The sequence below is a fragment of the Pseudoxanthomonas sp. genome (genome assembly GCF_027498035.1).
Taxonomy (GTDB): domain Bacteria; phylum Pseudomonadota; class Gammaproteobacteria; order Xanthomonadales; family Xanthomonadaceae; genus Pseudoxanthomonas_A.
Window position 1 is genome coordinate 255,935 of record NZ_CP114978.1, and the last position, 14,558, is coordinate 270,492.

14 protein-coding genes, 2 tRNA genes and 1 pseudogene are annotated in these 14,558 nt (G+C 65.8%); 14 read left to right on the forward strand and 3 right to left on the reverse strand.

Annotated features, from left to right (window positions below):
* Positions 1-10: 10 nt before the first annotated feature.
* Both O8I58_RS01200 and O8I58_RS01205 read left to right on the forward strand, forming a co-directional pair.
* Positions 11-97, forward strand: a tRNA-Leu gene (locus tag O8I58_RS01200).
* A 363-nt stretch (positions 98-460) separates the two neighbouring features.
* Positions 461-535, forward strand: a tRNA-Val gene (locus O8I58_RS01205).
* 355 nt (positions 536-890) lie between these two features.
* Here the strand turns inward: O8I58_RS01205 and O8I58_RS01210 are convergent.
* The gene (locus tag O8I58_RS01210; protein WP_345781335.1) at positions 891-1,289 is read right to left on the reverse strand and encodes a winged helix-turn-helix transcriptional regulator; all 399 of its coding nucleotides are present in this window, start codon (positions 1,287-1,289) and stop codon (positions 891-893) included.
* 355 nt (positions 1,290-1,644) lie between these two features.
* On the opposite strand from O8I58_RS01210, the gene O8I58_RS01215 reads away from it, so the two are divergent.
* Positions 1,645-2,274: an NAD(P)-dependent oxidoreductase gene (locus O8I58_RS01215; RefSeq protein WP_298319979.1), complete on the forward strand. Its 630-nt coding sequence runs from the start codon at positions 1,645-1,647 to the stop codon at positions 2,272-2,274.
* Positions 2,275-2,391: 117 nt separating this feature from the next.
* The gene (locus O8I58_RS01220; protein ID WP_298319981.1) at positions 2,392-2,763 is read left to right on the forward strand and encodes a DoxX family protein; all 372 of its coding nucleotides are present in this window, start codon (positions 2,392-2,394) and stop codon (positions 2,761-2,763) included.
* Positions 2,764-2,973: 210 nt separating this feature from the next.
* On the opposite strand, the gene O8I58_RS01225 is transcribed toward O8I58_RS01220, so the two are convergent.
* Complete coding sequence (locus O8I58_RS01225; protein WP_298319982.1) at positions 2,974-3,978, reverse strand: LysR family transcriptional regulator; 1,005 nt, start codon at positions 3,976-3,978, stop codon at positions 2,974-2,976.
* Positions 3,979-4,102: 124 nt separating this feature from the next.
* Here O8I58_RS01225 and O8I58_RS01230 point away from each other — a divergent pair, with 124 nt between their 5' ends.
* From O8I58_RS01230 to O8I58_RS01275, 10 genes and pseudogenes are all read left to right on the forward strand, one after another.
* Positions 4,103-4,330 (forward strand): hypothetical protein, encoded by a 228-nt coding sequence (locus tag O8I58_RS01230; protein ID WP_298319983.1) that lies wholly within the window; start codon positions 4,103-4,105, stop codon positions 4,328-4,330.
* Complete coding sequence (locus O8I58_RS01235; RefSeq protein WP_298319984.1) at positions 4,327-5,112, forward strand: SDR family oxidoreductase; 786 nt, start codon at positions 4,327-4,329, stop codon at positions 5,110-5,112. Before O8I58_RS01230 ends, O8I58_RS01235 begins: the two co-directional genes overlap by 4 nt.
* Positions 5,113-5,187: 75 nt before the next feature.
* A complete protein-coding gene (locus O8I58_RS01240) occupies positions 5,188-6,381 on the forward strand; it encodes an efflux RND transporter periplasmic adaptor subunit (RefSeq protein WP_298322614.1) in 1,194 nt (397 codons plus the stop codon).
* A 178-nt stretch (positions 6,382-6,559) separates the two neighbouring features.
* Entirely contained in the window at positions 6,560-9,739 is a 3,180-nt protein-coding gene (locus tag O8I58_RS01245; protein WP_298319985.1) for an efflux RND transporter permease subunit, read from the forward strand.
* A gap of 57 nt (positions 9,740-9,796) precedes the next feature.
* Positions 9,797-10,546, forward strand: a complete 750-nt coding sequence (locus O8I58_RS01250) for an SDR family oxidoreductase (protein ID WP_298319986.1) — start codon at positions 9,797-9,799, stop codon at positions 10,544-10,546.
* Positions 10,540-11,022, forward strand: a pseudogene (locus O8I58_RS01255) (TolC family protein); the annotation flags it as partial. The gene O8I58_RS01250 and the pseudogene O8I58_RS01255, both read left to right, overlap by 7 nt.
* Positions 11,023-11,059: 37 nt before the next feature.
* On the forward strand, positions 11,060-12,034 hold the full coding sequence (locus tag O8I58_RS01260; RefSeq protein WP_298319987.1) for a TolC family protein: 975 nt from the start codon (positions 11,060-11,062) through the stop codon (positions 12,032-12,034).
* Between the two features lie 158 nt (positions 12,035-12,192).
* The gene (locus O8I58_RS01265) at positions 12,193-12,927 is read left to right on the forward strand and encodes an SDR family oxidoreductase (protein WP_298319990.1); all 735 of its coding nucleotides are present in this window, start codon (positions 12,193-12,195) and stop codon (positions 12,925-12,927) included.
* A gap of 26 nt (positions 12,928-12,953) precedes the next feature.
* Positions 12,954-13,412 (forward strand): hypothetical protein, encoded by a 459-nt coding sequence (locus O8I58_RS01270; RefSeq protein ID WP_298319992.1) that lies wholly within the window; start codon positions 12,954-12,956, stop codon positions 13,410-13,412.
* A gap of 54 nt (positions 13,413-13,466) precedes the next feature.
* On the forward strand, positions 13,467-14,171 hold the full coding sequence (locus O8I58_RS01275) for a pirin family protein (RefSeq protein ID WP_298322617.1): 705 nt from the start codon (positions 13,467-13,469) through the stop codon (positions 14,169-14,171).
* Positions 14,172-14,257: 86 nt separating this feature from the next.
* On the opposite strand, the gene O8I58_RS01280 is transcribed toward O8I58_RS01275, so the two are convergent.
* Positions 14,258-14,515 carry an acyl-CoA-binding protein gene (locus tag O8I58_RS01280; RefSeq protein WP_298319994.1) on the reverse strand — a complete coding sequence of 86 codons (258 nt, stop codon included), beginning with the start codon at positions 14,513-14,515 and terminating at the stop codon, positions 14,258-14,260.
* Positions 14,516-14,558 lie beyond the last annotated feature (43 nt).

The window sequence follows — 14,558 nt, forward strand, 5'->3', positions numbered from 1 at the left end:
CTGCCTTCCTGCCCGGATGGCGAAACTGGTAGACGCATCGGACTTAAAATCCGCCGGGAGCAATCCCTTGCCGGTTCGATTCCGGCTCCGGGCACCATTCAGGTCATCCTCGGCATCGAAGATGCTGGCGATGCAGCCAGGTCTACGGGCGTCCAGCAGTTGCAGGCGCGTACGGCGCGACCAAGCGTGTTTCGCGATCACCGGGCCATCTGTCCTGCTGCGTGCTTCCACGTGCGCGCCCCTTGGCGCTGATCACGGACTTTCAACAGGTGGGCGGAACGCGTGTGCATGCGCGTCTTTCATCGCGGCTGGCGTCGATGCGTGGATGTGCGTGCACGCAGAAGAGCGTGCAGGATGGCTGTTGGAAGAGGGAATGGCATGAGGTCAAAAAAACGGTTTGACCGAATGCGAGAAGGCCATTATTATTTGCGCCCCGATCAGGCCTCAGGGCCTGCATCGCGGGCGGTTAGCTCAGCGGTAGAGCATTGCCTTCACACGGCAAGGGTCGCAGGTTCGATCCCTGCACCGCCCACCAATAGAGGCTTGATTCCCAAGGGGTTCAAGCCGAAACAAGAAAGCCGACCCCTGTGGTCGGCTTTTTCGTAAGCGCAATCTGAGTGCATATGTGGAAACTGGATACATGTCTTCGGCTTTCGTGGCCATCCCAATGCATCGGTTTCTGGTTTGCCATCGTGTTATCGCGCTCAGATCATCAAAGCTAGGAAGTGCCCATTCAGCCCTGCATCCGCAGCCCGGCATCTGCTCCGGATGTGGCGTGTGGCACTTCGCTGCACGCGAATGTTTGTCCTTCCCTTTCCGAATATCCGCAGGTGCTGACAGGGAGCGAACGGCGTGCCGGCTTGATTGATCACCCTTGCTGTTTGGTGTTGTCAGGCGGCACTTCTGATTGAGGCGGAAGCCTGACGTGGGGCATCGCCGCGGGTGTCGTCAAAGCGTGCGCGTGCGGCACGGATGTCGCCATGGCGGCGATCGGCCCAATCAATGAGGCCCGCCATCGGGTCCAGCAGCGATTGACCCAACGGGGCCAGGCGGTATTCAACGCCCGGCGGCTTGGTCGGAAAGACATGGCGGGTGATCAGTCCATCGCGCTCCAGGTCGCGCAGGGTCTGGGTGAGCATGCGCTTGGAAATGTCATGGACAGCGCGGTGAAGCTCGTTGAAGCGGTGCGGTCGCATCGCGAGCGCCATGATCATGAGCATGCTCCATTTGTCGCCGATACGGTCAAGCACGTCGCGCACCGGGCAATGGGCGGACGTGGACTCGCCCATCGGATATCGGCTGAATCTTTCGATGGCGCTTGATGCGTTGCTCATGCGGAATTCCTCGGGATCAGGTGGTTACAAAAAACTGCCTCCTTACGGCGCGCGGAAGCGGTCTCTATAGTAGACCTGGACCGAATAACGGGTCTCCTGCTCCCGGAACTCCCTGCCAGCATCCGCTCCCGTGCGCTTTCCCATCACTGGCCCGGGCAGACGAGCAGATCATCGCGGGAGCGGCTTCGTCGTCTGGAAGTTGAACGGGCGGGGCGACGGCTTGGATCCCAGCACGATGCCGGCAGGGAGCTGGAAGGGCCCATTCCTCCCGCGGATGGGGTGTTCATACCAACAAAGATCGAGGTCGAAGATGAAGGTACTTGTCTTGGGTGCTACTGGCGGAACCGGACGATTGATCGTCCGCGACGCCCTGGAGAAGGGGCATTCCGTCGTGGTTCTGGTTCGCTCGAAGGCGCGCGCGCCCGATCTCCCGGGGGCAGACATCATCGAGGGTGATGCTCGCGACGAAGGTGTCCTGATGCGCGCCTTGGAGGGATGTGATGCCGTCGTCAGCTCGTTGGGGAGCGGCGTTAGCCTTTTCAACAAGGTCAACCTGTTGACCGAGGCGACAGGCGCACTGGTCGCCGCAATGAACCGCAGCGGTGTCCGTCGCCTGGTTTGCATCTCCGCGCTGGGGGTCGGGAACAGCCGCGGCCACGGCGGTTTCGTATTCGATCGGCTCTTCCAGCCCTTGCTGCTGCGCCATGCCTACAAGGACAAGGGACGCCAGGAAGCCGCGATCCGCGCCAGCTCACTCGATTGGGTCATTGTCCGGCCCGGCATGCTCACCAACGATCCGGCACGTGGAAGTTCGAGAGCTGTGACCGACCTCGCCGGCATCAACGGCGGGAAAATCGCGCGCGCCGATGTCGCTCGGTTCGTGGTGGAGCAACTGACGACTGACACCTGGTTGAAGCAGGCGCCCGTCCTCCTGTGGTGAGGACGGAGCCCGTCAATCACCTTTTCATGCCGCGGTATTCGTCGGAAATCATCTGGCTTGTCGGCCAGGCACTCATGCCATTCCTCGGCAGCAAGCCCGTCATCCAAGGTCGGACAAATGTCTAAATTCTCATGGCGCCACATCTTGCCCCTGGCGCTTGCAGTGTTCTTCGTCGTGGGCTCGCTCAGCAATATCTTCGCCCCGGGATCCATCTATGGGGAGTATCTGAAATGGGGCTACCCGCGCTGGTTCCATTTCGTGACCGGATCACTCGAGCTCACTGCTGCCATTCTGCTTTTCCGGGCGCCGAGCCGCCTGTTGGGTTCGGCGCTTGGTTGTGCAGTCATGTTGGCCGCCCTGGCGACCGTCATCATCCACGGCGAGTATGGGCACGCTGTGCCCCCGAGCATCGTGGCGACATTGTCGCTTGTGGTCGGCTGGATAAGCTGGCGCAAGCGGACTGCACCACCAGCCATTGACCGGCGCTAGCGGAAAGTTCTTCTCCAAGGCCAGCGAGCAATGCTCTCTGGTTTGCGGCGCGCCTCAACAGGTGCCTAGGCAGTTCGCTGGTCCCAGTCGAGGTATCCATCGTCGTCACAAGCATCTGCCGTGAGGGCCAGAACGGACTGATGGACGCCAGTGAAAAGCCGGCCTTGCAGCCGGCTTTTCCCGTGGATCGGTGGCGGCCCGGGCTGGCCGTCAGGCGATGGCTTCTTCGAGGAGGCGCTTGACGTCTTCGCTGGCTTCGCCGGCTTCCTCTGCGGCGCGCTTGCCCTGCATCAGCGGGCAGTGCGCGCTCATGTAGTCGATCTCCAGGTTCAGTCGTTCCAGCAGGAAGTCGACGAAGGCACGGACCTTGGGCGACTGCACGTGGCCACGGGGGAAGACCGCGTTGAGCACGTACTCGCCGCCGGTCCAGCCGGCCAGGACGCGCTGGACCAGGCCGTTCTCCACGAGTGGCTTCATGGTCACGTCGGCGGAGATCACCAGGCCCTCGCCGCCCAGCAGTGCGCCCTTGAACGCGGAAGGATCATTGGCCACCAGGATCGGATTGACGGTGAACGCGCGGGCGCCGGTGCCGTCATCCATCGTCCAGCTATAGCTGTTGCCGTGACGGTGCTTGGGCATGGCGAAGGTGCGGTGGTATTGCAGGTCGTCCGGATGCAGCGGTTCGCCATGGCGGGCGATGTAGCTCTTGGCTGCGAACACCTGGGTGCTGAGTACGCCGAGCTTGCGTGCGATCAGGTTGGAGTCGGGCAGGTTGCCAAAGCGCAGGGCGACATCGACTTCGCCGCCGATCAGGTCCATGGGTTCGTTGCTGAGCAGCAGTTCCACGCGCACCTCCGGGTGGCGGGCATGGAACTCACCCAGCAACGGGGCGATCTTGTCGATGCCGATGGAGTAGGGCGCAGTGACGCGCAGCCATCCGCGCGGACCGGCGTGGAGCTGGCCGACGGCGCTTTCGGCCTCGGCCAGTTCACGGGCGATGCGCTGGCAGTGTTCGTAATAGACGTTGCCGGCTTCGGTCAGGCCCAGCTTGCGTGTGGTCCGGTGCAGGAGCTGCGCACCGAGCCGGGTTTCCAGTTCCTGCACCTTGCGGCTGACCGTGGTCTTGGGCAGGCGCAGTGCGGCGGCGGCGCCGACGAAACTGCCTTGCTCGACCACCTTGACGAAGATCAGGGTGTCGTTGAGATCGTGGGACATGGGGGTTCCTCGTTGGGGAGGGATTGGACCGGTAGCGGGATTATTATTCCCCCAAATCCAGACTAATCAAGTCCTGGATGCGCGACTAAAGTGGCCGCCTGTCCTGATCACTCCGCCCGCCGCCATGTCGCTGCTCGCTCGTTTCCAGAAAATATTGAACCCGGAAGTTCATAATGAAAGCGCCGTTTCACGGGGGCTTCCGTTCGTGGGTTCCAGCAACGGCAAGGGCTTGCGTGATTTCGCACCCATGCGCCGCAGCCAGCTTGGCGCGGCCAGGGTCAGCCTGCAGGGGCCGCGTCGGCTTGGTCGTGATTCTGGGATTATCCCGGTGGCGGGAGTAAAATTCCCGTGAGTGGGATGATCGCCAAGGGCTACATTCCGACTGCCCTGGTGCTCGGTGCGCACACCGCGGCCGGTGCGGGCGTGGTTGGCGCGCTGATCGAAGCCGGCAGTCCGGTCCTGGCCATCGGTGAGCGGGGCGAATACCTGGACGCGCTGGCTGAGTGCTATCGCGACGAGTCGCAGCTGACCCTGCTGCCGCGCGAAGGCGTCATCGATGAAACCGGTGCGCGGCTGCTGGCCGATGAGATCCGGGCACGCGGGGTGACCCTGCATGCGGTGTTCGCGCACCTGTTCGCGCCCTCTTTCAGCGGACGCCTGCTGGAAAAGTCCAGCGACAAGCTCGGCGAGCGTTTCGACTCCGACGTGCTGGCGCACCTGGCCGCGGCACGCCACCTGTTGCCGCTGCTGCAGCAGGAACACGCCACCACGCACTACGTGATGATCGGCGGGCCGGCCACCGAATGCGGTTGGGCAGGGCATGGCCACGCCTCGATTGGCTCGGCCGCGCTGCACATGCTGGCCAAGGTGCTGCATGAGGAAGCCGCGCCGCTGGGCGTACGCGTGCAACTGCTGGCCGTGGAGCATCCGTTGTCCACGCCGAAGAACCGCGTGCATGCCTGTGCGGGCTGGCCCGATGCGATGAGCGTCGGCCGCAAGGCGGTCGAATTGCTGCGCCCGACCAAGCCCGGCCCGGTACGCGCCATCGTCCGTTTCGACGCGGCCTGGACGCCGCCGCCACTGCGCACCCTGTTCGACCCGCTGCCCCAGGTCTCCGCCATTTCCAGTGCTTGACCTCAAGTGAAGTTGAGGTCCCAGCCTTCCCCGTCTTTCCCCTTTCTCCCCACCCGAGAATCCGTCATGAACCAGATCACTTCTCAATCCTTTTCGCGCAACAAGCGTCTGGCGTCCTTCGCGCTACTGGCACTGTCGGTGGCCGTGATTGCCGGCTGCAACAGCAATGCCGCCGAAACCGCCGCGCCGCCACCTCCGGCCGTCAGCGCCGCGCCGGTGCTGATCAAGCCGATCAAGCAGTGGGACGAATTCAGCGGCCGCATCGAGGCGGTGCAGACCGTGCAGCTGCGCCCGCGCGTGTCTGGCTACATCGATTCGGTGAGCTATCGCGAAGGCGATGAAGTCAAGGCCGGCGATGTGCTGTTCACCATCGACGCCCGCAGCTACAAGGCTGCGCTGGCCCAGGCCCAGGCCCAGTTGGCCCGTGCGCGCAGCGCCGCCGGCCAGAGCCGGGGCGAGGCCGACCGTGCCAAGAAGCTGACCGACCTGCAGGCCATGTCGACCGAGTTGTACGAACAGCGTCGTTCGGCGGCCGAAGAGGCCAGTGCTGAAGTCCAGGCCGCACAGGCCGCAGTGGATTCGGCCAGGCTGGACCTGGAATGGACCAAGGTGCGTGCGCCCATCGCCGGCCGTGCCGGTCGTGCCCTGGTCACCGCCGGCAACCTGGTCGGTGCCGGCGATGCGGCCAGCGTGCTGACCACGGTGGTGTCGGACCAGGTGCAGGTGCACTTCGACGCGGACGAAGCGACCTTCCTGCGCTACTCGCAGCTGGCCCGCGAAGGCGAGCGCCCGAGCGGTCGCGACGGCAACCTGCCGGTCAAGGTCGCGCTGGTCGGTGAAGACGGTTATCCGCATGCCGGCCAGGTGGATTTCGTCGACAACCAGCTCAGTGCCAGCACCGGCACCATCCGCGTGCGGGCATTGATGGACAACGACGACCACAGCCTGGTGCCGGGCCTGTTCGCCCGCGTGCTGCTGCCGGGCAGCGGTGAGTTCGAGGCCATGCTGGTCGACGACAAGGCCGTGCTGACCGACCAGGACCGCAAGTACGTCTACGTCGTGGATGGCGAAGGCAAGGCCCAGCGTCGCGATGTGCAGCTGGGCCGCCTGGCCGATGGCCTGCGCATCGTCAGCGGTGGCCTGAAGGCCGGTGACAAGGTGATTGTCGATGGCGTGCAGAAGGTCTTCATGCCCGGCATGCCGGTGCAGGCCAAGGCCGTGGCGATGGCGCCGCCGCCGGCGGGCAAGGCCACGGCGATGGTCGACTGACCGCAAGCCGGCCGGCGCGGATGACCGCGCGCCCGGCCTGACGCAACAGCGCCGCGTTCCATTAGGGAGCGCGGCGCGTCCCAAGCAATGCCCCGGACTGCCCTTGGCGGTTCGTCGGGCGCCCTTTGGCCCGCATCCGTGCGGCAGCCAGAGCATCTCTCATGAGAGCGAGCCACCCATGAACATTTCCAAGTTCTTCATCGACCGGCCGATCTTCGCCGCGGTGCTGTCCATCGTGATCTTCGCCGCCGGCCTGATCGCGCTGCCACTGCTGCCGATCAGCGAATACCCGGAGGTCGTCCCGCCCAGCGTGCAGGTGCGCGCCACCTATCCGGGCGCCAACCCCAAGGTGATCGCCGAGACCGTCGCCACGCCGCTTGAAGAAGCGATCAACGGCGTCGAAAACATGATGTACATGAAGTCCGTCGCCGGCTCCGATGGCGTGCTGGTCACCACCGTGACCTTCCGTCCCGGCACCGACCCGGACCAGGCCCAGGTGCAGGTGCAGAACCGCGTGGCCCAGGCCGAAGCGCGCCTGCCCGAAGACGTGCGCCGCCAGGGCGTGACCACCCAGAAGCAGTCGCCGACGCTGACCATGGTCGTGCACCTGCAGTCGCCCAACGGCAAGTACGACTCGATGTACCTGCGCAACTACGCGGTGCTGAACATCAAGGACGAGCTGGCGCGCCTGCCGGGCGTGGGCCAGATCAACATCTTCGGTGCCGGCGATTACGCCATGCGCGTGTGGCTGGACCCGGACAAGATCGCCGCGCGCGATCTGACCGCTTCGGATGTGACCGCCGCGATCCGCGAGCAGAACGTGCAGGTGTCTGCCGGCCAGCTCGGCGCCGAGCCGATGCCGACCAAGAGTGACTTCCTGCTATCCATCAACACCCAGGGCCGCCTGCAGACCGAGGCCGAGTTCGGCAACATCATCGTCAAGAGCGGCGACAACGGCGAGATCGTGCGCCTGCGTGACGTGGCCCGCATCGAAATGGGCGCCGGCACCTACGCGCTGCGCTCGCAGCTGGACAACAAGGATGCGGTCGGCATGGGCGTGTTCCAGTCGCCCGGTGCCAACTCGCTGGAACTGTCCGATGCAGTCCGCGCCAAGATGGCCGAACTGGCCACGCGCTTCCCCGAAGGCATGACCTGGGCCGCACCGTACGACCCGACCGTGTTCGTGCGCGACTCCATCAGCGCCGTGGTGCACACGCTGATCGAAGCGGTGATCCTGGTGGTGCTGGTGGTGATCCTGTTCCTGCAGACCTGGCGCGCGTCGATCATCCCGTTGCTGGCGGTGCCGGTGTCGGTGGTCGGGACGTTCGCGGCGTTGTACCTGCTGGGCTTTTCGATCAACACGCTGAGCCTGTTCGGCCTGGTGCTGGCGATCGGCATCGTGGTCGACGACGCGATCGTGGTGGTGGAGAACGTCGAGCGCAACATCGAGGAGGGCCTGTCGCCCCTGGCGGCCGCCCACCAGGCCATGCGCGAAGTGTCCGGGCCGATCGTCGCGATCGCGCTGGTGCTGTGCGCGGTGTTCGTACCGATGGCGTTCCTGTCCGGCGTGACCGGCCAGTTCTACAAGCAGTTCGCCGTGACCATCGCCATTTCCACCGTGATCTCGGCGGTGAACTCGCTGACCCTGTCGCCAGCGCTGGCGGCGATGCTGCTCAAGCCGCATGACGCGCCCAAGGATGGCCCGTCGCGCCTGATCGACCGCTTGTTCGGCTGGTTGTTCCGTCCGTTCAACCGCTTCTTCAACACCAGCTCCAACAAGTACCAGGGCGCGGTGTCCAAGGCATTGGGCAAGCGCGGTGCGGTGTTCGTGGTCTACGTGCTGCTGTTGGTTGGTGCGGGCGTGATGTTCAAGGTGGTCCCGGGTGGCTTCATCCCGACCCAGGACAAGCTGTACCTGATCGGCGGCGTGAAGATGCCCGAAGGCGCTTCGCTGGAGCGCACCGACGCCATGCTGCGCAAGGTCAGCGACATCGCCCTGCACACCGAAGGCGTGGATCATGCGATTGCCTTCCCTGGCTTGAACGCGCTGCAGTTCACCAATACGCCCAACACCGGCACGGTGTTCATCACGCTCAAGCCGGCCAGCCAGCGCCATCGCAGTGCGGTGGAGATCAATGCCGAACTCAACGGCAAGATCTCGCAGCTGCAGGAAGGCTTCGGCTTCGCGATCATGCCGCCGCCGATCCTCGGCCTGGGCCAGGGTTCGGGTTACTCGCTCTATATCCAGGACCGTGCAGGCCTGGGTTACGGCGCCCTGCAGCAGGCGGTGAACGCGGTGGCCGGCACGGTCTCGCAGACCCCGGGCATGGGTTTCCCCATCGGCACCTACCAGGCCAACGTGCCGCAGCTGGATGCGCAGGTGGACCGCGACAAGGCCAAGGCCCAGGGCGTGCCGCTGACCAACCTGTTCGACACCATGCAGACCTACCTGGGTTCGTCGTACGTCAACGACTTCAATCGTTTCGGCCGGACCTGGCAGGTGATCGCCCAGGCCGACGCGCCGTTCCGCGACAGCGTCGAGGACATCGCCAACCTGAAGACCCGCAACGCCGCCGGCCAGATGGTGCCGATCGGTTCGATGGTGCACATGGCCACCACCTATGGCCCGGACCCGGTGATCCGCTACAACGGCTATCCGGCTGCCGACCTGATCGGTGAAGCCGATCCGCGCGTGATGTCGTCGACCCAGTCGATGCAGGCCGTGGCCGGGATCGCCGGCAAGGTGCTGCCCAACGGCATGAGCATCGAATGGACCGACCTGAGCTACCAGCAGTCCACCCAGGGCAATGCCGCGATGATCGTGTTCCCGATGTCGGTGCTGCTGGCCTTCCTGGTGCTGGCGGCGCTGTACGAAAGCTGGACCCTGCCGATGGCGGTGATCCTGATCGTGCCGATGACGCTGCTGTCGGCGCTGGTGGGCGTGTGGCTGACCGGTGGCGACAACAACGTGTTCGTGCAGGTGGGCCTGGTGGTGCTGATGGGCCTGGCGTGCAAGAACGCGATCCTGATCGTCGAATTCGCCCGTGAGCTGGAACTGAGCGGCAAGGGCATCGTCGAGTCGGCGCTGGAAGCCTGCCGCCTGCGCCTGCGTCCCATCGTGATGACGTCCATCGCCTTCATCGCCGGCACCGTGCCGCTGGTGCTGGGCCATGGCGCCGGCGCCGAAGTGCGCGCCGTCACCGGCATCACCGTGTTCGCCGGCATGCTGGGCGTGACCTTGTTCGGCCTGTTCCTGACCCCGGTGTTCTACGTGGCCCTGCGCAAGCTCTCGGGTCGCCAGCTGGTCCACCACGATGCCGCTCCGGCCCTGGGCCAGACCCATGGCGTCGCGCACTGAACCTTGCTTCCCGTGCTGGGCCACGTGCCCAGCCCATCTTCCCAACGGAGATACCCAATGAACACCAACACCCAGAAGATCGCGCTGGTCACCGGCGCCACCCGTGGCATCGGCGCCGAGACCGTGCGCCAGCTGGCCCAGGCCGGCGTGCACACGCTGCTGGCCGGCCGCAAGCGTGAAACCGCCGTCGCCGCGGCGCTGAAGCTGCAGGCCGAAGGCCTGCCGGTGGAGGCCATCCAGCTCGATGTGCTCGACGATGTGAGCATCGCCGCCGCCGTCGGCACCGTGCGCGAGCGCTACGGCCGCCTGGACATCCTGGTCAACAACGCCGGCATCGTCGTCGACGACCTGGCCAAGAAGCCATCCGAGCAGACCCTTGAGACATGGCGTACGACGTTCGATACCAACGTGTTCGCCGTGATCGAAGTGACCAAGGCGTTCCTGCCGCTGCTCAAGGCCTCGCCGGCCGGGCGCATCGTGAACGTGTCCAGTGCCCTGGGCTCGATCAGCCTGCATGCCGACCCGGCGTCCTTCATCTATGACTTCAAGATCCCGGCCTACAACGTGTCCAAGAGCGCGGTGAATGCGTGGACCGTGCAGCTGGCCTACGAACTGCGCGACACGGCAGTGAAGGTCAACACGATCCATCCCGGCTACGTCAAAACCGACATGAACAACAGCGGTGGCGAGCAGCGCGGCGAGATCGAAGTGGACGAAGGCGCCAGGACCAGCGTGCAGATGGCGCTGATCGACGCCGACGGGCCGAACGGAAGCTTCTCCTATCTGGGACAGGTGCTGCCATGGTGAGGAATATTTTGGGAATCGGCGTCGCCTCGGCGCTGCTGGCCGCGTGCACGGTGGGGCCGGATTACGTGCGGCCCAACGCACCGCAGGCCGATGCCTTCGTGCAGGCCCCGCAGGTGGCACAGGCCGATGCGCCGGTGAGCGCCGCGGGCGATGCGGAGTTCTGGCGCAGCTTCGACGACCCCAAGCTGTCGGCTTTGGTGGAACGCGCGCTGCTGGAAAACCACGACGTGCGCATCGCACTGGCCCGTTACGACGCGTCCAACGCGTTGTTGCGTGACGCCCAGTACGCGCGCCTGCCGACCTTCGAGGCCACGGCCGACGCACAGAACGTGCGCAGCAGTGCCGACCAGCTGCCGGGTTACAGCCGCAGCGAGCGCGATACGCGTCCGTACTCCGGTGGCATTGGCGCAGTGTGGGAACTGGACTTCTTCGGACGCCTGCGTCGCGCCAGCGAAGCCGGCCATGCCGACGCGCAGGCGGCGGCGGCGGACCTGGCGGCGATGCAGGTGGCGATTGCCTCCAGCGTGGCCGAGAGGCTGGTTCCAGCTGCGTGGCATCCAGTCGCAGCTGGAGATCGCCCGCGAGAATGCCAGCACCCAGGAACGCACGCTCAAGCTGCTCGACACGCGCGCGCAGGCCGGCTTCGGCGATTCGTTCGACGTGGACCGCGGCCGCACCCAGCTGGAAACCACCCAATCGCGCATCCCGGCATTGGAAGCGGCTGAAGTCGTGGCCGCCAACCGGATCGCAGTGCTGGTCGGTGCCACGCCCGAATCGATGGCGGCCGAGCTGATGACCGCCGGGCCGATGCCGACCCTGCCGGCCGCCCCGGCACCGGGCACGCCCTCGGACCTGCTGCGTCGTCGTCCCGATGTCGCGGCGGCCGAGCGGCGCGTGGCCGCGGCGACCGCGCGTGTGGGCGTGGCCACGGCGGACCTGTTCCCGCGCTTCACCCTGGGCGCGCTGTTCGGCACCCAGGCCATCGCCAGCAGCGCGCTGTTTGCGCGTGATGCGGAAACGCGCGTGCTGTCGCTGGGCATGGATGGCTCGTTTCTCAATGTCGGCCGGGTGAGGGCGCGCATCGCCGCGGCCAACGCCGAGACCGCCGAGAACCTGGCCAGCTACCAGCAGACCGTGCTGCGTGCGCTGGAAGACACCGAGAACGCGCTGGTTCGGGTGGACCGCAGCCGCAAGGAAGCCCAGCACCTGGACCAGGCCGCGCAGGCCGGGGCGCGTGCGGCACAGGTCGCGCGGCTGCGCCTGGACAACGGTGCCATCGACACCCTGGACCTGCTGGACGCCGAGCGCGCCCGCCTGGACAGCCAGGATGCCGCGACCCAGGCGCGTGTCCGCAGTGCGGTGGCGACGGTCCAGCTGTATGCCGCACTGGCAGGTGGCTGGCCCAACTACATCGCCGCCGAAAGCCTGCCGCCACCGCCGCTGCAGGCACCTGCCGGTCGCGCTGTCGCCATGGAGGAAACGAACTGATCCAATGTCCAACGTGCATGGATGGGCGGTCTTGACGGACCCTGTCGCCCGCACGTGCGAACGTGGCGCCCGCGTGGCCATCGGTCTGGAGGACAGACCGGTGGCCACCACGCCCATGTCGCGGCAATCTGCTTCCCCCCTGGCAAGTGAGACACCCCATGACGACTTCCGAAAAGATCGCGCTGGTCACCGGCGCCACCCGTGGCATCGGCACCGAGACCGTGCGCCAGCTGGCCCAGGCCGGCATCCGCACCTTGCTGGCCGGGCGTGATGCCAGCCGCACCACGGCCGCCGCCAAGACGCTGCAGGATGAAGGCCTGCCGGTCGAGCCGATCACCCTGGACGTGACCGACAGCGCCAGCATCGCCGCAGCGGTCGAATCCATCCAGTCCCGTTACGGCAAGCTGGACATCCTGGTGAACAACGCCGGCATCCTGGTCGATGAAATGGGCAAGGCGCCCTCGCAGCAGACGCTGGACACCTGGCGCACCACCTTCGACACCAATGTGTTTGCCGTGGTCGAACTGACCCAGGCGTTGCTGCCGTTGCTCAAGGCTGCGCCGGCCGCGCGCATCGTCAACGTGTCCAGCCAGCTGGGATCGTTCGGCCTGCATGTGGATCCGTCCTCGTCGATCTACCACTTCAAGATTCCGGCCTACAACGTGTCCAAGAGCGCGGTGAATGCCTGGACCGTGCACCTGGCCTACGAGCTGCGCGACACCCCGATCAAGGTCAACGCGATTCATCCGGGCTACGTCAAAACTGAGATGAACAAGGGCGCCGGCGAGATTGATGTGCCGACTGGCGCCCGGAGCAGCGTGGAGATGGCCTTGCTCGGCGCTGATGGCCCGACCGGCAGCTTCACCCACCTGGGTAACACGCTGCCTTGGTGAGGCGGGGCGGGGCGTGGATCGCGGCGTTGCTGCTGACGGTTTGCAGCGCACCGTCGCAGGCGGCGACGTGGACGGTCAGCGCAGGCACCAGTGTCGATCAGCATGACTGGACGCCGGCTGCGGCGTTAGATGTGTGGGGCAAGCCGTACGAGCTCGGCAGCGGCCGCCTGCAGTGGCGGCCGGTGGCGGCGTTGACCGCCATTGCCGGGCACGAGGCGACGTGGCGGCCGGGTTCGGATCGCAACGTGTGGATCGGCTCGGGTGGCGCGGCGTTCTCGCTGCGCGATAGCGGCTGGTTCCTTGCGCTGCAGGCCGGTGCGGTGGATCGCATCACGCCGGGGCTCAGCAGCCACTTCCAGTTCGTCAGCAGCCTGGGATGGCATGGGTCGCGCCTGCAGCTGCAGCTGCGGCACATCTCCAACGGCCGCATCGGCGGCGGCCCGAACCTGGGCGAAAGCATGCTGCTGGTGGGCGTGCGCTTGTAGGACGGTCGCGGCCTCAGCCGCGGCCCGGCATTACTTTTCAGTGGAGTCATGACGATGGTGACCGTGCGTCCCTCGCGCGATCGCGGCCATGCCGATGAGGGCTGGTTCGATTCGCGCCACAGTTTTTCCTTTGGCGGGTACCAGGACCCGGCGCATACGCACTGGGGACCGTTGCGTGTGATCAATGAAGACCGCGTTGCGCCTGGTCGCGGCCTGGAGACGCAGTACCAGCAGGACATGGAAATCATCAGTTACGTGTTGGAGGGTGCGCTGGGCCATCGCGATTCGCTGGGGACCGCGTCCAGCATCGAACCGGGCGATGTGCAGCGCATGAGTGCGGGCAAGGGCGTGCAGCAGTCCGAAGCCAATCCCGACACCAGCGGTGCGGCGCACTTCCTGCAGATCTGGATCGCGCCCGACCAGCAGGGCGCGCCGCCGTCCTATTCGCAGAAGCACTTCCCCGACGCGGAGAAGCGCGGAAAGCTGCGCCTGGTGGTCAGTGGCGATGGCGCGCAGGGCTCTGTCAGCATCCGCCAGGACGCGCGCCTCTATGCCGGCTTGCTGGAGGGCGACGAACAGGCCGCGCTGCCACTGGCATCGGGCCGGCTCGGCTATGTGCATGTCGCCCGTGGCGCGGTGGTGGCCAACGGCCATGCGCTGAAAGCCGGCGACGCGCTGCTGCTGCAGGACGAGCCGTCAGTGAGGCTGGAGACCGGGCGTCATGCCGAGGTGCTGGTGTTCGACCTGCCGCAGGCTTGAGCGGGCAGCGCAGCGGTTGCAATCACGCAGCGGGATGACACATGGAAGCCGGGCATTGCCCGGCTTTCCTGTTCAACACGGGGTGTTTACGGCAACAGCTGCCGGACCAGGGTGACGTATTTCTTCTGCGCAGCTTCCCGCGTGAGCCCACGCAGGCGTTCCCAGGATTCGTATTTGGCGGTGCCGACGAAATCGAAGAAGCCTGGCTTGTTGCCCTGCACATCGCCTTCCGAACCCTGCTTGTACAGCGCATAGAGCTGCAGCAGCGTGTCGTTGTCCGGCCGCTCTGCGAGCGTCTGGATGTCCTGGGTGGCCTGCTCGAAGGCCGTGGTGGTCTGGGCCATGGATGGCTCCGTGTGCGGGGAGCTGCGCATCTGAGCATGGCCG